Annotated in this window: 16 protein-coding genes; 10 read left to right on the top strand and 6 right to left on the bottom strand. The window is 73.8% G+C overall.

Annotated elements, in window-relative coordinates:
• Positions 1–744: sensor histidine kinase (locus IEY93_RS38670; protein ID WP_268241585.1), on the top strand; the 744-nt coding region annotated here is incomplete at its 5' end.
• Positions 745–762: 18 nt separating this feature from the next.
• On the opposite strand, the gene IEY93_RS27080 is transcribed toward IEY93_RS38670, so the two are convergent.
• Positions 763–1224, bottom strand: a complete 462-nt coding sequence (locus IEY93_RS27080) for a nucleoside deaminase (protein WP_443728975.1) — start codon at positions 1222–1224, stop codon at positions 763–765.
• A 191-nt stretch (positions 1225–1415) separates the two neighbouring features.
• Between IEY93_RS27080 and IEY93_RS27075 the strand changes: the two genes are divergently transcribed.
• From IEY93_RS27075 to IEY93_RS27060, 4 genes are all read left to right on the top strand, one after another.
• Positions 1416–2030: a winged helix-turn-helix domain-containing protein gene (locus tag IEY93_RS27075; protein ID WP_189165952.1), complete on the top strand. Its 615-nt coding sequence runs from the start codon at positions 1416–1418 to the stop codon at positions 2028–2030.
• Positions 2027–2770, top strand: coding sequence for an SRPBCC family protein (locus tag IEY93_RS27070; protein WP_189165951.1), 744 nt, complete (start codon positions 2027–2029; stop codon positions 2768–2770). The genes IEY93_RS27075 and IEY93_RS27070 overlap by 4 nt, the downstream gene beginning before the upstream one ends.
• A gap of 132 nt (positions 2771–2902) precedes the next feature.
• Positions 2903–3127, top strand: a complete 225-nt coding sequence (locus IEY93_RS27065) for a hypothetical protein (protein ID WP_189165950.1) — start codon at positions 2903–2905, stop codon at positions 3125–3127.
• Between the two features lie 164 nt (positions 3128–3291).
• Complete coding sequence (locus IEY93_RS27060; RefSeq protein ID WP_189165949.1) at positions 3292–3720, top strand: hypothetical protein; 429 nt, start codon at positions 3292–3294, stop codon at positions 3718–3720.
• Positions 3721–4641: 921 nt separating this feature from the next.
• Here the strand turns inward: IEY93_RS27060 and IEY93_RS27055 are convergent.
• From IEY93_RS27055 to IEY93_RS27035, 5 genes are all read right to left on the bottom strand, one after another.
• Positions 4642–4920, bottom strand: coding sequence for a MoaD/ThiS family protein (locus IEY93_RS27055; RefSeq protein ID WP_189165948.1), 279 nt, complete (start codon positions 4918–4920; stop codon positions 4642–4644).
• Positions 4921–4923: 3 nt separating this feature from the next.
• Complete coding sequence (locus tag IEY93_RS27050; protein ID WP_189165947.1) at positions 4924–6003, bottom strand: WD40/YVTN/BNR-like repeat-containing protein; 1080 nt, start codon at positions 6001–6003, stop codon at positions 4924–4926.
• Positions 6004–6130: 127 nt separating this feature from the next.
• Positions 6131–6430 (bottom strand): DUF6510 family protein, encoded by a 300-nt coding sequence (locus IEY93_RS27045; protein ID WP_189165946.1) that lies wholly within the window; start codon positions 6428–6430, stop codon positions 6131–6133.
• Between the two features lies 1 nt (position 6431).
• Positions 6432–7172, bottom strand: a complete 741-nt coding sequence (locus IEY93_RS27040) for a ferredoxin reductase (protein WP_229691516.1) — start codon at positions 7170–7172, stop codon at positions 6432–6434.
• Positions 7169–7768, bottom strand: a complete 600-nt coding sequence (locus IEY93_RS27035) for a molybdopterin-dependent oxidoreductase (protein ID WP_189165944.1) — start codon at positions 7766–7768, stop codon at positions 7169–7171. Before IEY93_RS27035 ends, IEY93_RS27040 begins: the two co-directional genes overlap by 4 nt.
• Before the next feature lie 961 nt (positions 7769–8729).
• On the opposite strand from IEY93_RS27035, the gene IEY93_RS27030 reads away from it, so the two are divergent.
• The 5 genes from IEY93_RS27030 to IEY93_RS27010 all read left to right on the top strand — a co-directional run bounded on the left by IEY93_RS27030 (position 8730) and on the right by IEY93_RS27010 (position 17585).
• A complete protein-coding gene (locus tag IEY93_RS27030) occupies positions 8730–9608 on the top strand; it encodes a glycoside hydrolase family 16 protein (RefSeq protein ID WP_189165943.1) in 879 nt (292 codons plus the stop codon).
• A gap of 231 nt (positions 9609–9839) precedes the next feature.
• Positions 9840–11399, top strand: a complete 1560-nt coding sequence (locus IEY93_RS27025) for a TIGR02677 family protein (protein ID WP_189165942.1) — start codon at positions 9840–9842, stop codon at positions 11397–11399.
• Entirely contained in the window at positions 11396–12811 is a 1416-nt protein-coding gene (locus IEY93_RS27020; protein ID WP_189165941.1) for a DUF2398 family protein, read from the top strand. The genes IEY93_RS27025 and IEY93_RS27020 overlap by 4 nt, the downstream gene beginning before the upstream one ends.
• Positions 12808–17148, top strand: coding sequence for a TIGR02680 family protein (locus IEY93_RS27015; protein ID WP_189165940.1), 4341 nt, complete (start codon positions 12808–12810; stop codon positions 17146–17148). The genes IEY93_RS27020 and IEY93_RS27015 overlap by 4 nt, the downstream gene beginning before the upstream one ends.
• Positions 17149–17303: 155 nt before the next feature.
• Positions 17304–17585, top strand: coding sequence for a WhiB family transcriptional regulator (locus IEY93_RS27010; protein ID WP_189165939.1), 282 nt, complete (start codon positions 17304–17306; stop codon positions 17583–17585).
• Positions 17586–17587: the final 2 nt, after the last annotated feature.

The raw sequence follows: 17587 nt of genomic DNA, 5'->3' as shown, positions 1-17587 counted from the left end.
GACCTGCAGGAGCCGCTGCGCAAGGTGGCGAGCTTCACCCAGATGCTGGAGCAGCGCTACGGTGACCAGCTCGACGACCGGGCCAAGCAGTACATCGGGTTCGCCGTGGACGGCGCCAAGCGCATGCAGAAGCTCATCAACGAGCTGCTGACCTTCTCCCGCATCGGCCGGGTGAACGCCGAGGAGAGCCCGGTGCGGCTCGGTGAGACGGTGGAGGCCGCGGTGCGCAACCTCTCGGCCCGCATCGAGGACACCGGCGGCAGGGTCGAGGTGGACGAGCTGCCCGAGGTCACCGGGGACCGCACGCAGCTGGTGATGCTGTGGCAGAACCTGATCGGCAACGCGCTGAAGTTCCGCCGGCCCGACCGCGAGCCCGTCGTGCGGGTGGAGGCCGAGCGTGTGGACGCAGAGTGGCGGCTCACGGTGAGCGACAACGGCATCGGCATCGAGCCGCGGTTCGCCGAGAAGATCTTCCTGATCTTCCAGCGGCTGCACAACCGCGACGCCTACGAGGGCACCGGCATCGGCCTCGCGCTGTGCCGCAAGATCGTCGCCTACCACGGCGGGCGCATCGAGCTGGACACCGGCTACAGCGACGGCAGCCGTTTCGTCATCCACCTGCCGGCCGGTGCGGACCCCGGCCCGGTCACCGAGCCCGCTCCCGTCTCCGCCGGCGCCGAGACCGAGACCGAGACCGAGGCGGCGCCCGCCGAGGCCGCCGCTCCCGCCGTCCGGGAGGCGTGAGCCGGGGCCGGCCGCCGGTCAGGAGTCCTGGCCGATGTCCTCGTACCACAAGCCGGGACGCTCGGCGATGAACGCGCGCATCAGCGCGACGCACTCCGGATCGTCGAGCACGACCACGTGCACCCCGTGGCGGGCCAGCCATTCGTGCTGCCCGGTGAACGTACGGCTCTCGCCGACCACCAGTCCGGTGATGCCGAACTGACGGATCAGGCCGCCGCAGTACCAGCACGGTGACAGCGTCGTCACCATCGTGGTCCCGCGATAGGTGCGCTGCCGGCCGGCGGCGCGGAAGGCGGCGGTCTCTCCGTGCACCGACGGATCTCCGTCCTGCACGCGGCGGTTGCGCCCGCGGCCGAGCAGCGTGCCGTCCGGGCCGAACAGCGCCGCACCGACCGGGACGCCGCCCTCGGCGTACCCCTTCCTGGCCTCTTCCAGCGCCACCGACAGCATGGCCGCCGGGTCGGCGGAGTCATCGATCACGAAAGGGCTATGCCCGCGGCCACGCCGCGCGCAAACCGGAGGCCGTGGCCTGCGGTATGCCGGACCGGTGGAGCGCTCGCGCCGCGGGCCGGTGGACGCGGCCCGGCACCCGGACCTGGAACGATCGCGTCGTCCCACCCGACAACTTCCGCAGTCTTGACAACTTCATTTTTCGGTGAGACCGTTAGAGCATGTTCGAAGTTGCGGTGATCGAAGATCCGGTGGCGGCCCAGGCCGCACTGGACCCGGCACGGGCCCGGCTCCTGGGCGAGCCGGCCGAGCCGGCTTCGGCCGCGACACCGGCCGGGCGGCTCGGGTCGCCGCGCCAGGAGGTGCACCACCACCTCAGGGCGCGGGAACGTCCTGGACCGATCGAGCCGGCGGAGGAACGACGAGAGGGCAACGTGATCGAGCGGGTGATGCGGGGCACGGCGGCCTCCTCTGTGATCTCGCCGGTGGCGCTGGCCGCGGTCGCGCCCGACCCGGCGCGTGCTCCCGACCAGCTGTCGGCGCGATGGCTGCTGGCGGTGGCGGCCCGGCTGGTGCGCGACGTCGGCCATCTCGTGGCCGCCGCGGCCCGGGCCCGCAGACGGGTGGCGACCTTCACCATCGACGGTGAGGTGCGTTTCGCCTCGGCGGCGGACCGCGCGGCCTTCGCGCAGCGCCTCGCCGAGGCCGTCACCGCGCTGGCCGGCGAGTACCACGACGAGAAGGCCGAGGGCGGCCGGGTGCACCGCCTCATCGTCGCGATGCACCCCTATGTAGCGAACGGCCAGGACGGCGACGTTGAGGGAGGCGTGCGATGACGCATCGGTTCGAATTGCGCAAGCAGATCGAGCTTTCGGCTTCGGCCGAGCAGGTGTGGGAGGCGGTGTCGGGCGGGCCGGGGCTGGATTCGTGGTTCCTGGGCCGCAGTGAGGTGGAGCCGTGGGTGGGCGGCCGGGTGGCGCAGTTCTTCGGTGAGGTCGCCGAGGAGGCGCGGGTGTCGGTGTGGGAGCCGGGGCGGCGATTCGCCTTCGTGTCGCCGGAGGGGCCGGACGGGACGTTCATGGCGATCGAGTTCCAGGTGGAGGGGCGTGCGCAGGGTGGCACGGTGCTGCGTCTGGTGCACAGCGGGGTTCTGGGTGATGAATGGCAGGCGGAGGTTGAGGCGTTGGAGCGTGGCTGGGACATGTATCTGCACACGCTGGACCAGTATCTGACCCATTTCCCGGGTCAGTTCGCGCTGGTGGTGTTCGCGGCGCGGGCGGCCGATGGGGTGGAGCCGGTGTGGGAGGTGCTGGAGCGCGGGCTCGGGCTTTCGGGACGCAAGGTGGTGCAGGGTGATCGGGTGCGGTTGACCCCGGCGGGGTTCGCGCCGATCGAGGGCGTGGTCGACTATGTGGCGCCCGGCTTCCTCGGGGTGCGTACCGGTGAGGGGTTGTACCGGTTCATCCTGGGTCAGGGCGACACGGTGGTGGTGGGGCACCACATCTTCGCCGACAAGATCGACCCGAGGAAGGTCGAGCAGGCCTGGCAGGACTGGCTCACCAAGATCTTCAACTGACCCTTTTCCTTCTCCCGCGGCGTCCGGCCGGGACCGTCGCCGGGGCGAGGCACCGTACGGCCAGGCGGCCGTGCGCCATGGCATCAGCGGGCCAGACGACGAGATGACGCCGATATCGAAGGTCAGCACTGAATGGTAGACAGCGAGAATTCCCGGAACGGCGACGAAGACTCCCAGGCGGCCGAGCCGCGCGGCCGCCTGGGCGACCACCCCAACGGGCACCGTGAGGACCGGGGCGGGGCGGAAGAGGCAGAGAGCGGCGACGAGCGGGACGAGCGGTCGCCGGAGGACGAGCACGACGGGAACGCGCCCGGTTCCGGGCGGTCCTTCCTCCTCGGCCTCGCGTGGTGGCCCTGATCCCGGGACGGTGAGGTCCGCGGGCTCGGCGCCCCGGCCCGCCTCTCCCCAGGCCGACGCGCACGCGCCCCTTCCGGGACGCCACACCCGACGTCCCCGCGAGGGACCGATAGCAAGGGAGGGCCTGCGGGCCCTCCACCCGACGACGACGATGAGGAATGCCGATGTCCGCACCCGATGAGCACGTCACACCCCCCGAGCAGGCCGCCATCAGGGCCCAGCGCGCCACCCGGCGGCAGCGCCGCGCCGCATCACGCGGCGAGCGGCCCGCACCGGCATCGCAGACCGCCTGGCGATGGGACGCCGTGCCGCCGAGCGAGCACGACGACCGTCCAGCCGGGCGGGACGCCGGCCTCGACGCCCATCTCGCCGCGTGGGAGGAGCACGCCGCACTCTGGGAGGCCGAGTTCGCCGAGGCGCAGCGGCAGGCCGCCGTGCGCGACGCGCAGGAGCGCTGGGGCGCCTACCGGGCCTCGGCCGGAGCGGACGCGTGCGATCCGGCCATGAAGTGCGCCGGGTGTCCCGGAGCCATGTCCTTCGGCCCCCACGGCTCGGGCGGCTGCTGGTGCGCCCGGCGCCGCTCGGAGCACTAGGAACCGGCCGGGCACGGCGCGACCAGGAAGCTGCCGGTCAGGGAGACGGCGCGCGGGCCCTGAGCAAGGGGCCCGGCGGTGCCACCCGGGCCGGCGTACGGCCCGGCGAGCCGGCACCCGCCGCAGGTGCGGTCGGTGGGTGCCGGCTCGTCGGCTCAGCGGACGAGCGGCGAAGCGGGGATCGGGCGCCGCGGCCAGGCGGGCCCGCAGGTGGCCGCCCCGGGTCGTCCGGCGCACCCGGTCTGCCGGGTCTTCGCCGGGTTCGGCAGGTGGCGGGCGGACGTCGTCCGGTGCGCTCGACCCGCCGGGTGTTCGCCGGGGGCGGCGTCGCGGAGGGTGATGCGAAGTGGCCGGAGTTGACAGGAGACGTCAAGCCGCCGGCGACGGTGATGCCCTCAACGCGGATTTACCCGGAAGGTTACCGCTTATCGACAGCTCGGTTGCCGTCCGATTAACGGTGGGACCGAAAAGCCGGGAATCGACGACCGTTGTCCGGGGGGCCGATGCCGGGCACCCGATGGCCGACCATCGCCGGCATTCGCGAAACCCCTGCTCAGAGTGGCATCTCGCATCCGGGAAGTGGACGGATAGGGACTGAATAGCGGCCTCGAATACGTTTGCTCATGCGACGGCAGGACGGCACAACGCCGGCACCGCCACGGACGAGGGGTCAGTTGCAATGAGTGTTCACGTCAGCACCACCGCCCACCGTGACATCCCGCTCGACACATTCTCCTCGGTGATCGTTGAGCCTCTGACCCCCGCGAAGACGAGCAACACGCCCTGGGGCTGACCCCTGCGCTGACCGCCTGTTTCGATGCGGCCGGAGCCCACGGCTCCGGCCGCATCGTCGTTGTCCGGGGTCTTCCCTGCCGATGGCCGCCCGAGCCGCGCACCGCGGCGTTGCGCGTCCGCCGTTGCTCAGCCGCCCGCGACGCTCGGCAGCAGATGGACCTCGGCGTCCGCCGTGACCGGCGCGTCCGCGCCGCCGAGAACCCGGCAGTCGACCCCGTCGATGTAGACGTTCATGTAGCGCCGCAGGGCCCCCTGCTCGTCGCGCACCCGCCGCTCAAGACGCGGCCACCGGCGGCCCATCTCGTCCAGCACGGCGCGCAGTGTCCCTGAGGCGTCGACGCTGAGAGCCTTGGCGTCCCCGGCGTCGCCGCGCAGCGTGGAGGGCACCAGCACGGTCACCGGCATCGCTCACACCACCGCCGCGCGGACGCACAGCACGTCGGGCAGATGCGAGGCGACCAGCGTCCAGGAGTCGCCCTCGTCGCGGCTGGCGTAGACCTCGCCGGACCGGGTGCCGAAGTAGACCCCGGCCGGGTCGGCGTCATCGGCGCACATCGCGTCACGCAGCACGCTCGGATAGAACGGCTCGGACGGCAGGCCGTCGGACAGCGCCTCCCAGCTCTTGCCGGCGTCCTGCGAGCGGTAGACGCGGCAGCGCGCGTCGGGCGGGAAGCGCATCGCGTCGGCGGCCAGCGGGAAGTTGTACACGACGTCCGGCCGGGTGGGGTGGGCGACGATGGCGAAGCCGAAGTCGCTGGGCAGGCCCTCGGCGATCGACTCCCACAGCGTGCCGCCGTCGTCGGAGCGGTAGACCCCGTGGTGGTTCTGCGCGTAGAGCCGCTCGGGGTCGGCGGCGTCCCGGGTGACCTTGTGCACGCACTGGCCGAACTCGGGGAAGCGGTCGGGCATGAAGGTGGCCTGGATGCCGGAGTTGGCCGGAGCCCAGGACGCACCGGAGTCGGTGCTGCGGTAGACGCCCCCGGTGGACATGGCCACGAGCAGCGACGACGGCTCGTCGGGGTGGGGGAGGATCGTGTGGACGGCCTGCCCGCCGAAGCCGGCCTGCCACTCGGGCCGGTGCGGGTGGTCCCACAGGGAGCGCACCATCTCGAACGTCACGCCGCCGTCGTCGGAGACGAACAGCGCGGACGGCTCGGTGCCGGCCCACACGCGATCGGGGACGAACGGGTCGGGGACGATCTGCCACACCCGCTCGAGGGCCCTGCCGGTGTCCTGCGGGAAGGCAACCGGCGGATGCTCGGGCTCGTGCCAGGAGACGCCGAGATCATCGCTGTAGGCCAGGCTCGGCCCGTAGTGCGAACTGGTGACCCCGGCCAGCAGCCGGGGCGTCGCCCGCCGCTTGTCGAAGCACACCCCGTAGACGCCCGTCATCGGGAAGTGCGGGCCGCTGACCTCCCAGGACGAGCGGTCGTCACTGCGGGCCAGGAACAGCCCCTTCGCGGTTCCGAGGGCCAGGAGGACGGTCATCAGCGCACCCTTCCGTGCGGCGGCATGGTCACAGTGCGTCAGTATCCACCTCGCCGGCGTCGTTCCGGAAGACCTGGAGCCCAGGTTTCTCGAACGAGTGTTCAGTGCCGCCCTCGTGCGGCGTCGTTCAGGCCCCGGCCGCCTCCGCCTCGGCGGGAAGGGAGATCCGCAGGTTGACGATGCCGCGCAGGTCGAGCCAGGCGGCCTGCGGTCCGCGCACCAGGCGCAGCAGCACCTCCTCGCAGCCGGGGCAGCGGGCCACCCAGCCCGGCTCGGGCCCGTACACCCGCAGCGAGGCGAGCGGGCCGGTGAGCCCGCAGCTCGCGCACCGCCCCTCGGCGGCGGTCATGTCCACCGCGAAGATCTCGCGCAGCGGACCGGCCAGGGCGTTGCCGTCCTGGTAGGCGTCTTCGATGGATGCGGTCATGTCAGCCTCCGGTGGGGCCGAAACGTTCGGTTCTGATCCGGCGCGGATCGTGACCGAGGGCGATCAGGATGTCGGCGGCGGTCTCGACGAACCCGGTGGGCCCGCAGACGTAGCAGTCGGGCTCGAAGTCGGCCGGCCAGCCATGGGTGTTCAGGTCGGCCACCGTCAGGCGTCCCGCCGGGCGGGGCCAGCCGTCGGGGACGGCGCGCGTGTACAGGTAGGCGACGTCGAGCCCGGCGTCGGCGGGGTCGTGCCGGCGCAGCTCGCCGGCATAGAACCGCTGGCCGGGCTCGCGCACCGAGTAGACCAGGCGGAACGGCGTGCGGCCGGCCGCCTGCCTGCGCGCGCGGATCATGGCCATCAGCGGCACGATGCCCGACCCGCCGCCGACCAGCAGCACCGGGCGTTCGCTGCTGGGCCGCCACACGAACCAGCCGCCCACGGGGCCGCGGATCTCCACCTCGTCGCCGACTTCGAGGACCTCCACCAGATACGGCGAGACCTCCCCGTCCGGGACGTTCTGCACCGTCAGCTCCACCAGGTCGCCGTCGGTGGCCGAGGCGATCGAGTAGCTGCGCTGGGTGCTGTAGCCGTCCTCGGCGGTCAGGCGGACGTCCACGTGCTGGCCGGCCAGGTGACCGGGCCAGCCGGGAATCTTGAAGACCAGCGTGCGCGCGGCGCCGGTCTCGGCGCGCGCCGCGACCAGGCGCGCGTCTCGCCAGGCCGTCCTTTGGGCGCTCAATCGCCCTGGTAGCGCTGCTCGCGCCACGGGTCGCCGTAGTTGTGGTAGCCCGCCGTCTCCCAGAAGCCGGGCCAGTCCTCGTTGAGCAGCCGGATGCCGCGCACCCACTTGGCCGACTTCCACAAATACAGGTGCGGCACGAGCAGCCGGGCCGGCCCGCCGTGCGCGGGGGCGAGCTCCTCACCGTCGTACTCGTAGGTGATCCACGCCTGGCCGTCGAGCAGGTCCTGCAGCGGCAGGTTGGTGGTGTAGCCGCCGTAGGAGTAGACCAGCGCGTACTCCGCGGTGGTCTCGACGTCCTCCATCAGCACGTCGAGCGAGACGCCCTTCCAGGAGGTGCCGAGCTTGGACCACTTGGTCACGCAGTGCAGGTCGACCGTGGGCGTCTCGCTCGGCAGGTCGAGCAGTTGCCGCCAGGTCCAGCGGTGGGTCTGCCCGGTCTCGGTGTCGATGGTGAACTCCCAGGTGTCCAGCCGGACGCGCGGGGTCGGCCCGGCCGAGAGCACGGGAAAGTCGTGGGTGAGGTACTGGCCGGGCGGGAGCTTGACGCCCTCGTCCCTCGGCCGGCCGCGGAAGCCGCGCGAGATGATGCCCATCGATCCTCTTTCTTCCACCGCGGGCGGTCGTCGGGGTGGATCTTCGCAGGGAAGACGGCCGCGCCGGTTACGGGAGCGTTCAGGATCCGTGAACCGGTTGGAACCCCTCAAGTCCTATCAACTCTCACAATAGCGGTCAGGTCTCCCGAGGCCACGGCGGCTTCCCTGGCCGAGGTCGGATTTCGGCCCCGGGCGCGCTCCCGGTGGCGCACTGCCAGATCGAAGGCCGTGACGAGCGGACCGAGGGCGCGAACGGGGGCGCATCGGGTGGGACCGCCCACGGTGTGGCCGCGCGCGGCTTGCTGAGCGCGGACCGAGGTTTGGCGCTATCCGGGATGACCGCCCGGATTCACCTCATCTAGCGTGGACGCAAGGCAAGACGTCGTCTCGACATCTTCCCGGGAACCGATACGGCGCTCCGTAGCAGCCCGAGCAGCACGCCGGGCTCGACTTCCGACACGGAGTGATGTGCCATGCTCAAGCAGGTCCTCGCCGCCGGTGCGATGGTGGCATCCGCGCTGATCGGCCCCGCGGCCGCCCCGGTGCAGCCGGCGGGCGCGAGTGCCGTGGTGACGAACCACACTCCCGCCGCGCCGCGCCTTTCGGTCCCGCTGGACGACGACTGCGGGCACAGGTACTGCCGCCCGCACGAGCGCCGGCCGCACGACGGCGGCTCCAGCGGCTCCAGTTCGAGCTCCAGTTCCAGTTCCAGCTCGAGTTCCAGCAGAGGCTCGGACTGGGACGACGGTTCCGGCGGCTCGAGCAGTTCCAGTAGCTCCAGTAGCTCGAGTAGCTCGAGCAGCGGTTCGGGCGGCTCCAGCAGTTCGAGTTCGAGCAGCAGCTCCAGCAGTTCGAGCAGCGACTAGAGCGCCGGGAACTGTCGGTACAGGCCGATACGGTGGGCGGGTCGCGTGCGGACGGGCGGCCCGCCCGTCCGCACGGCCGAGCGAAGGGGGAATCCATGGCGCGGGGCAGCCTGCGCGGGCCGCGCGTGCCCGATCCGGTCACCAAGGAAGGCTACGAGCTGGAGTTTCAGGACGTGTTCGCGGGCGACAGGCTCGACGAGACGCGCTGGGTGCCCGCGTACCTCCCGCAGTGGACCACCCGGGAGGCCGCGGCGGCGCGGTACGAGGTCGGTGACGGGCGCCTGAACCTGCTGATCGAGCACGACCAGCCGCCCTGGTGTCCGGAGCTCGAAGGGGGCCTTCGGGTCTCGTCCCTGCAGACCGGCGTGTACGCCGGGCCGGTGGGCGGCCGTGTCGGGCAGCACGGGCGCGACTCCCGGGCGGTGGTGCGCGAGCCCACGCCCGCCGTCGCCCTCTACACGCCGCGGTACGGCCTGTTCGAGCTGCGGGCCAAGGCGATCGCCGACCCGCGGTGCATGGTCGCGTTCTGGATGATCGGCTACGAGGACGCCCCCGAGCGGTCGGCCGAGATCTGCATCTGCGAGATCTTCGGGCGGGACGTCCGTCCCGGCGGCGCGAAGATCGGCATGGGCCTGCACCCGTTCGGCGACCCTGCCATCAAGGACGACTTCACCGTCGAGTCCCTGCCCATCGATGTACGCGACTTCCACGTGTACGCCGCCGAGTGGACGCCCGAGCACGTCGCCTTCTTCGTCGACGGCCGGCACATCCGCACGGTCCGGCAGTCACCGAGCTATCCGATGCAGCTCATGCTGGGTGTCTACGAGTTCCCCGGCCCGGCCGCGCCGACCGAGCATTCCTACCCGAAGCGCTTCACCATCGACCACGTCAGGGGCTACCGCCCGAGCGGCGACGTGGCCGGTCGCAAGGCGCGCGCCTCCGCCACGCGACCGGCCGGCACGCCGAGGTCCTGACGTGATCTTCGTGCGGACGGCGACGGCGGGACGGCGCATGGAGGTCACGCGAGGACCGATCTTCGTGTATCCATAGGTGATCGATCCTTTGTTCGTACGCGGAGCGCACCGCATGCGGCCATGAGGTCGTGACGCGGGTGGTGAGGTCGCCGGGGGAGACGCGTGCTCCGTGGTGCTGATCGCCGCCGCGGGCCGCCCGCCCGGCGGGCCCGCGCCGGCCGGGGGAGTGGGATGAGGGACAGAGCCGTCACCGGCGGCACGGGCGGGTCACGCGCCTTCGAGCTGGGCACGACCGCGGTGAGCGACCGTTTCCGGTTGTTCAACTTCACCCGCCGCGACGACCATCTGGTCTACCTGTGGGTGCTGCGCGCGATGGACCGCCTGCGCGCCGTCCACCAGATGCAGGCCCACCCCGACGACGTCGCCCGCGTGCTGGCCGAGCTGGGCCGGTCCCACGACCAGGTGCCCTCGGCCGAGGAGAACCTCCGGGGCCGCCTGGACGCCCTCGCCGAGGACGGCGTCGTCCACCGGCTCGAGGACGCCTCCCGGGCGGGCAGCCTGGTCCGCTACCGCAACCGCCAGTCGGTGTACCAGTTCAGCGAGCTGGGCTACCAGGCCTTCACGGCCGTGGAGGAGGTCCTGGCGGCGCGCCCGCAGGACGCCAACCTGTCCCGGCTGGTGTTCTCCGACATCCTGGACGACCTGCGCGCGCTGGCCGCCGCCAACCGCGCAGGGAACGGCGAGCAGGTCTGGCGCAGGCTCTCCCGGCTGGACGCCGTCATGGAGGACATGGCCCGCCGCTCGGCGCGCTTCCATCTCACCCTCGCCGAGATCACCCGCTCCACCGACGCCTCGCCCGAGACGTTCCTGCGCCACAAGAACACCCTGCTCACGCACATGACCGACTTCATGGCCGAGCTCGACCGCTACCTGCCCCGGCTGGACCAGGCCGTGCGCGACGTGGAGCGCACCGGCGCCGAAGGGCTGCTGCGCCGCGCCGCCGCCGCCGACGAGCGGCCCTTCCTCGGCCACGACGAGCGGCTTGAGGACTGGCGGCGCCGGTGGGCGGTGCTGCGCGCGTGGTTCGCCGCCGACGGCGCCGAGCCGTCCAGGGCCGCCGAGCTGCGCGCCGCCACCCGCACCGGCGTGTCGGGCGTCATCGCACTGCTGCGCCAGATCGCCGAGGCGCGGCGCGGCGGGGTCAACCGCTCGACGCAGCTTCGCCACCTGGCCGAGTGGGTGTTCGACGCGCCCGACGAGGGGGCCGCGCACGCCCTGATGGCCGCGGCGTTCAACGTGCGCACCGCCCGTCACCTGGGCGGCGCGCACGAGGACGTCGAGGTGGTCTCGGTGCGCTCCACCTGGTGGGACGCGCCCGGCGTGGAGATCTCGGTCCCGCTGTTCCGCAGGGGCAAGGCGCCCTCGCCCGGCCTTCCGCAGCCGGCGCGGGGCAGGGCGGGCATCCGTGGTGAGCTGCGCCGCCGTCAGGCGTCCCACCGTGCCGCCGAGCGGGAGGCGGCGAGCGGGCTGGCCGAGGCGGGGGTGCACGGGCGGGTGCTGGACGAGGCCGAGACGCGCGTCGTGCTGCGGCTGCTGACCCGCGCGATGGAGTCCCGCACCGTCGTCGCCGGCCGCCTGCGCGACGCCTCCGGCGGCAACGAGGTGCTGACCGTCCGCCTGGTGCCCGCGCCCGAGGGCAGCGCGGTGCGCACCGCGCACGGCGTCCTGCACCTGCCCGGCCTGCGGCTGGAGCTCGCCCCCGCCGTGCACGCGCGGGGAGCGCGGCGATGAGCCCGCGGGCCGCGGCCGGAGTGCCGCCGGCCGACCTCGGCTCCTACCAGGAGGCCGTGCGCCTGGTCCTCACCAATGACCTGATCACCTCGGCGCGCCCGCGCCCCGGCGTGCTGGAGCACGTCCTGCGGTGGGCCGACCGGCTCACCGGCGACCTGCGCGAGCTGCTCGGCTACACCGTCGTCGCCACCACCCGGCACGTGCGCGTCGTGCGCCGGCTGGACGCGCTGGACGACACCCAGCGGCACCTGTTCGCCAAGAACGGCAAGCCCTTCGACCGCCGGCGCCTGGCCTACCTGTGCCTGGTGCTGTCGCTGTTCCAGCGCTCGCGCGTCGAGGTCAGCCTGGCCGACCTGGTGCGCGCGTTCGCCCCGGCCGCGGGCGCGATCGGCGGGCTAGGCTTCGACCCGACCGTCGGGGCGCACAAGGCCGCCGTCGTCGACTGCCTCGACTGGCTGGTCGAACGCGGCGCGCTGCGCGTCTCGGACGGTTCGCTGGACTCCTGGGCGCACGACACCGAGCGGGGCGACGCCCTGTTCGACATCGACCACGACATCTGCGCGATCCTGTTCAGGCCCGCCCGCCCGGTGCAGCACCTCACCAGCGCCGCCGGCCTGCTGGAGGGGTCGGGTGCCGCCGGAGGCTCGCGCGCCGGCGAGGCGGCCCGCCGCGCCCGCCGCCTGCTGGTGGAGCATCCCGTGGTCTATTTCGCGGAGGTCGAGCCCGAGGTGGCCGAGGAGTTGCGCCGGCCCGCCCTCGCCGCCGACCTCGCGCGGCTCACCGGGCTGGTCGTCGAACGCCGGGCCGAGGGCGTCATGCTCGCCGACCCCGGCGGCCGCTTCACCGACAAGCCGTTCCCGGGACGCGGTGGCGCGGTCAACCGCGCGGCCGGGCTGCTGCTGGCCAAGATGGCCGACCTGCTGGAGGAACCCGGCGAACGCGACGCGCTGCGCCGCGTCGAGCCGCCCGCGGGCGGGCACGACCAGCGCGAGCTGCTCGCCCGCGTCGACTCCGCGCTGCCGCGCGCCGGGGTGGCCGAGGCGCTCGCCTGGACGCCCTCCGGCACAGCGGTGGGCGGCGGTGCCGGAGCCGCCTCCGGCGAGGGCGGGACGACGGGCGAGCTCGTGCTGGTCGAACGGGCCAGGCTGGCCGGCATGATCCACGAGCTGTACGCCGAGCTGGGCGCCGCCTCGTTCTCGGCCGTCTGGCAGCACGACCCCGAGGGGCTGCTGGAGGCCGCGCTGACCCTGCTGGCCGAGCTGAGGCTGGTGCGTCGCCACCCCGGCGGCGTGCTGCTGCTGCCCGCGTTCGCCCGCTACCGCAACATCACCCTGGCGCTGCCCGACCGCCGCGCCGAGCAGGGCCGTCTCGCCCTGGACACGACCTGCGCGCCGGAGGAGCCCGCTTCATGACACCCGCACTCGGCCGGTTCAAGCCGTCCCGCGCCGGCCTGATCAACATCTGGGACTACGTCGACGAGGAGTTCGTCTTCGCCGACGGGCGCCTGGTGCTGCGCGGGCACAACGGGTCGGGCAAGACCAAGGCCCTGGAGGTGCTGTTCCCGTTCATCCTGGACGGGGTGAGCGACGCCCGCCGCCTGGACCCGTTCAGCGGCGAGAACCGCACCATGAAGTCCAACCTGCTCTACCGCGGGCAGGAGGCCGAGTACGGATACGTGTGGACGGAGTTCGCCCGCGACGGCGACGGAGATGAGGCCGAGGCGGTCACCCTCATCATCGGGCTCCGCGCGCACCGGCACCGCGACGGCGTCGCCGCGTCGTTCTTCGTGACCGGGCGGCGGGTCGGCGTCGACTTCGGCCTGCTGTCGGCCGACTCGCGTCCGCTGACCGAGAAGCAGCTCAAGGCCGTCCTGGAGCCGGGGGCACGCTACCGCACCGCCACCGACTACCGCGCGGCCGTGGACGCCCGCCTGTTCGGGCTGGGCAAGGAGCGCTACGCCCAGCTGCTGGACCTGCTGCTGGCGCTGCGCCGCCCGCTGCTGGCCAAGGACCTCGACCCGGTGAAGGTCTCCGACACCCTCAGCGCCGGCCTCAGCCCGGTCGATCCGGTGCTGGTGGAGCAGGCGGCACGCGACTTCGAGAACCTCGCGGCCGTGCAGCGGCTCTTCGACGACCTCAGCCTCGCCGACCAGGCGGTCAAGGAATTCCTCGGCCACTACACCGCCTACCTGCGCGCCCACGTCCGGCACCGGCTCGACCGGGTGGGCGAGCGCACCGAGGGCGCGGCGGCGGCCGCCGCCCGGGTCGCCAGGGCCGCGGGCGAGCTGCGCCGCGCCCGCGCCGCCCGCGCCGAGGCCGTCCAGGGGCGGGAGACCGCCGAGGCCGGGCTGGCCCGCTACGAGGCGCGGCTGGACGCGCTCAAGCAGCACGAGGCCTACCAGGCGCGCGGGGAGCTGGACGGGTTGCGCCGCCGCGTCGCGCAGGACGGCGCGGCCATCGAGGCGGAAGGCCGTCGCCTGGCGCAGGCCGGCGACCACCTCACGCGGCTCGGCGCCGAGGCGGCCAAGGTCGCCGAGCGGCTCGCCGCCGCCCGCGGGCAAGCCGGCCTGCACCTGAACGAGCTGTTGGAGGCGGCGGGACGGGCGGGAGTGGCCGGCGGGGCCGAGATCGCCGAGGCCGCACCGGAGGACGTCCCGGCCATGGCCAGGGCCCGCGCCGCCGCCCGGCGCGAAGACGTGGCGACGGTGCGCGGCCACCTGGCCGCGGTCGAGGCCGCCGAGGCCCGCCGGGGACGCGCCGAGCGGGCCGGGCAGGACGCCGGCCGGGCGGTCGCCGAGATCGAGGCACGGCTCGGCGACGCCCAGGAAGCGCTCGACCGTGCCCGCGGCGAGGCGGCCGGAGCCCTGACCCGGTGGGCGGAGCGCTGGACCGGTGACCCCTGCCCCGAAAAGCAGGGACATGCGCCCTTCCCGGGCGTGGTGACCGCCGCCGACGTCGCCGCACTGGCGCGGACGCTGGAGGCGATCGGCGAGCCCGGCGCGCGGCGCCTGCCCGAGGTCTACGGCGAGCTGACCGACGAGCGCCGGGCCGGAGTGATCGAGACCAGGGCCGGTGTCGCGGCCGAGCGGGCCCGCCTGTCGGACCTGCTGCGCGGCCTGCGCGCCGAGCGGGACGCGGTCGCCGCCGAGCGCGACGACGCCCCGCCCGGCGACCCCTCCGACGGCGACGCCCCCGCCGCCGCTCCGGTCACGCGGCCGGAGAACTCCGGGACGGACGGGACGGCCACGGAAGGCGCCGCGCCCGCGGCGCGGGCCGGCGCGCCGTTGTGGCGGCTCGTGCGGTTCGCCGAAGGGGTGGACGAGCGCTCCGCGGCCGGCATCGAGGGTGCGCTGGAGGGGGCCGGCCTGCTCACCGCCTGGATCCACCCCGATCCCGCGCTGACCATGGCCGAGCTGGCCGCCGGGACGGCCGGCCGCTACCTGGTCGCCCTCCCTGAGGACCGCCGCCCGGCGGGGCCCACCCTGGCCGGCGTCCTGGTCCCCGAAGAGCAGGACATGGTCCCGCCCGCCGTGGTCGAGGCCGTGCTCGGCTCGATCGCCCTGGGCGGCGACCTCGCCGGGCCGCACCCGGTGGCCGGCGCCGACGCGCGGTACGGGCTCGGCCCGCGGCTCGGCGGCCGGCCCAAGGCGGCGGCCGAGTACATCGGCGCGACCGCCCGGGCCGCGCGCCGCCGTGTCCGCCTCGCCGAGTACGACGAGCTGATCGCCGGGCACGAGGCGGCCCTGGCCGGCCTGGCCGGGGAGTCCGAGCGCGTCGGCGCGCTCGCGGCCGGCTTCGCCACGGCCCGCGGGGAACTGCCCGAGACCTCCCCGATCGTGGCGGCGGCGCGCGAGGTCGCCGACCGGGCCACCCGGCTCGCCGTGGCCCGCGCCCGGCTGGAGGAGGCCGGCCGCGAGCTCGACGGCAGGGTGGCCGAGGCCGGAGCGGCCGGCCGCAGGCTGGGCCAGGCCGCGGCCGAGCTGGCGATGCCGCGCGACCCGCGTGAGGTGGACGCCGTCGCCCAGGCGCTGGACGACCTCACCCGCGCCGCCGAGGGCCTGCGGGCCGAGCGGGAGAAGGCCGCCACCGCCGAGGGCGATCTGGCCGCGCGTGAGGAGACCGCCGGGCGGCTGGCCGCCGAGCGGGACGAGGCCGCCGCCGCGCTGGCCGAGCGGGAGGAGGCGCACCTGGCGCTCACCGAGCGGCTGGCGACGCTGGAGAGCACCTTCGACGCCGGTCTGCGCGAGGTGCTCGCCCAGATCGCCGAGACCGAGCGGCTGATCTCCGAGGCGCGCGCCGCCCGCGACGAGCGCGACCGGGCGGCCACCCGCGAACGGGAGGCCGAGGTGCTGTCCGGCGCCGAGCTGGACCACGCCCGCGAGTCGCTCACCGCCGCCTTCGCGTCCCTGTCCGGCGCGGTCGCGGAGTTCGTCCCGCACACCGAGGCCGACCTTCGCCCGCTGCTCGGCGTCCGGGACGCCACGCCCTGGCCGCTCGAGAGCGACCCCGGCGGGCCGGAGCAGGCGGCCAAGTCCGTCGCCGACCTGATGCTGGAGCACCCCGCCCCCGACCCGGTGGCGAGCGTCCGGGCGACCCTGCCCCCAGGCGCGCTCACGCTGCTCGACGCCTTCGACGCCGCCACCCGGAGTGGGCGCGCGGTCACCGAGGCCACCCTGAAGAGCACCCTGGACCGGGTCGGCGGCGGGCTGCGCGACTTCCAGGCGGCGCTGGAGCGCTGCCAGGAGGACTACCGGCTCGACTGGGAGCCGGGCGCGGTGCTCACCGTCCACGTCATCGACGCCGAAGGGCGGATGCCGGTGTCGGCGTTCGCACGGGCCGTCGCCGAGCGCGCCGCCGCGCAGGGGGTGCTGCTGGAGGACCGCGAGCGCACCGTCCTGGAGGACGAGCTGCTCGCCGGGCTGGCCCGGCAGATCCACGCCCGGGTGACCGCGGCCCGCGAGCTGGTGCGCGGCATGAACGCCGAGACCCGCGCCAAGCCCATGTCGTCGGGCACCACGATCGGCATCCGCTGGGTGCAGTCCGACCGCATCGACGACGCCCGGCGCGCGGTGGCGGGGCTGCTCGCGCGGGACGCCGGGGCGCTCGGCCCGCAGGGCCTGGCGGCGCTGCGCGGCCATCTGCGGCAGATGATCAGGGATCACCGGGCCCGCAACTCCCGGGCGACCTACAAAGAGGCCCTGGCGGCCGCGCTGGACTACCGCTCCTGGTACACCTTCGAGCTGCTGATGGCCCGGCGCGGCGAGCCGGAGGCCCGGCTGACCCGGGCCAGGCACTCCCAGCTGTCCGGCGGGGAGAAGTCGGCGTCCATCCACCTGCCGCTGTTCGCCGCGGCCAACGCCCTGTACTCCTCGGGCCGGGCCTCCTGCCCGCGGATGATCGCGCTGGACGAGGCGTTCGCCGGCATCGACGACAACTACAAGCCCGAGCTGCTCGGGCTGACCGTGCAGTTCGACCTGGACCTGTTCATGACCGGCCATGACCTGTGGTGCACCTATCCGACGGTGCCGATGATCGCGCACTACGACCTGATGCACGACAGCGAGCTGCGGACGGTGTCGACGATCCTCGCGCTCTGGGACGGCGCCCAGGTCTTCGACGCCGACGCGGGGTACGCGGGCAACGACGAGCTGGTCGGGGAGCTGCTCGGCTTCACCCCGCGCCGTCACGTGCCGCCGGGCTCTGAGCAGGCCACTCTGTACGCCGAAGCCGACGATGACGAGGAGGAGTGAGCCGGGCGTCCGGCCGCGGCCGACCGAGGTCAGCCGACCGAAACCGCCAAAACGGACTCCTTAAATTAATTCCACAAACTAGTGTCAACTCCGTCAGAGCGGGCAGGCGAATCCTCGGCAGACCGCATCACGCCACTCACTCTCATGGGATCACTATGGTCATCCAGGACACGCTCATACCGGCCGTCTCGTGGCTGCGCCGCGCCGCCTGCCGCGGCGAGGACCCCGAGTTGTTCTTCCCGATCTCGGCGAAGGGCCCGGGGCACGTCCAGCACGAACGGGCCAAGGCCGTGTGCCGGCGGTGCCCGGTGCAGAACCCGTGCCTGGACTACGCCCTGCGGACCGGCCAGGAGCACGGCATCTGGGGCGGGACCGACCCCGACGAGCGCCGGGCCGGCGCGGCGAGGAGCCGGGACCGGTTCGTGCGCACCGGCTAGCG

The organism is Sphaerisporangium melleum (assembly GCF_014646695.1).
Lineage (GTDB): Bacteria > Actinomycetota > Actinomycetes > Streptosporangiales > Streptosporangiaceae > Sphaerisporangium > Sphaerisporangium melleum.
Note: the sequence above shows the minus strand (reverse complement) of the source record. Positions and strands in the feature narration are given on the sequence as shown.

What these genes read in the sequence shown, in the direction of transcription:
- IEY93_RS27050 (WP_189165947.1), bottom strand. Translation starts at nt 6,003, where the DNA reads ATGACCGTCCTCCTGGCCCTCGGAACCGCGAAGGGGCTGTTCCTGGCC.
- IEY93_RS27035 (WP_189165944.1), bottom strand. Translation starts at nt 7,768, where the DNA reads ATGGGCATCATCTCGCGCGGCTTCCGCGGCCGGCCGAGGGACGAGGGC.
- IEY93_RS27075 (WP_189165952.1), top strand. Translation starts at nt 1,416, where the DNA reads ATGTTCGAAGTTGCGGTGATCGAAGATCCGGTGGCGGCCCAGGCCGCA.
- IEY93_RS27010 (WP_189165939.1), top strand. Translation starts at nt 17,304, where the DNA reads ATGGTCATCCAGGACACGCTCATACCGGCCGTCTCGTGGCTGCGCCGC.
- IEY93_RS27030 (WP_189165943.1), top strand. Translation starts at nt 8,730, where the DNA reads ATGGCGCGGGGCAGCCTGCGCGGGCCGCGCGTGCCCGATCCGGTCACC.
- IEY93_RS27065 (WP_189165950.1), top strand. Translation starts at nt 2,903, where the DNA reads ATGGTAGACAGCGAGAATTCCCGGAACGGCGACGAAGACTCCCAGGCG.
- IEY93_RS27055 (WP_189165948.1), bottom strand. Translation starts at nt 4,920, where the DNA reads ATGCCGGTGACCGTGCTGGTGCCCTCCACGCTGCGCGGCGACGCCGGG.
- IEY93_RS27070 (WP_189165951.1), top strand. Translation starts at nt 2,027, where the DNA reads ATGACGCATCGGTTCGAATTGCGCAAGCAGATCGAGCTTTCGGCTTCG.
- IEY93_RS27045 (WP_189165946.1), bottom strand. Translation starts at nt 6,430, where the DNA reads ATGACCGCATCCATCGAAGACGCCTACCAGGACGGCAACGCCCTGGCC.
- IEY93_RS27060 (WP_189165949.1), top strand. Translation starts at nt 3,292, where the DNA reads ATGTCCGCACCCGATGAGCACGTCACACCCCCCGAGCAGGCCGCCATC.
- IEY93_RS27015 (WP_189165940.1), top strand. Translation starts at nt 12,808, where the DNA reads ATGACACCCGCACTCGGCCGGTTCAAGCCGTCCCGCGCCGGCCTGATC.
- IEY93_RS27025 (WP_189165942.1), top strand. Translation starts at nt 9,840, where the DNA reads ATGAGGGACAGAGCCGTCACCGGCGGCACGGGCGGGTCACGCGCCTTC.
- IEY93_RS27020 (WP_189165941.1), top strand. Translation starts at nt 11,396, where the DNA reads ATGAGCCCGCGGGCCGCGGCCGGAGTGCCGCCGGCCGACCTCGGCTCC.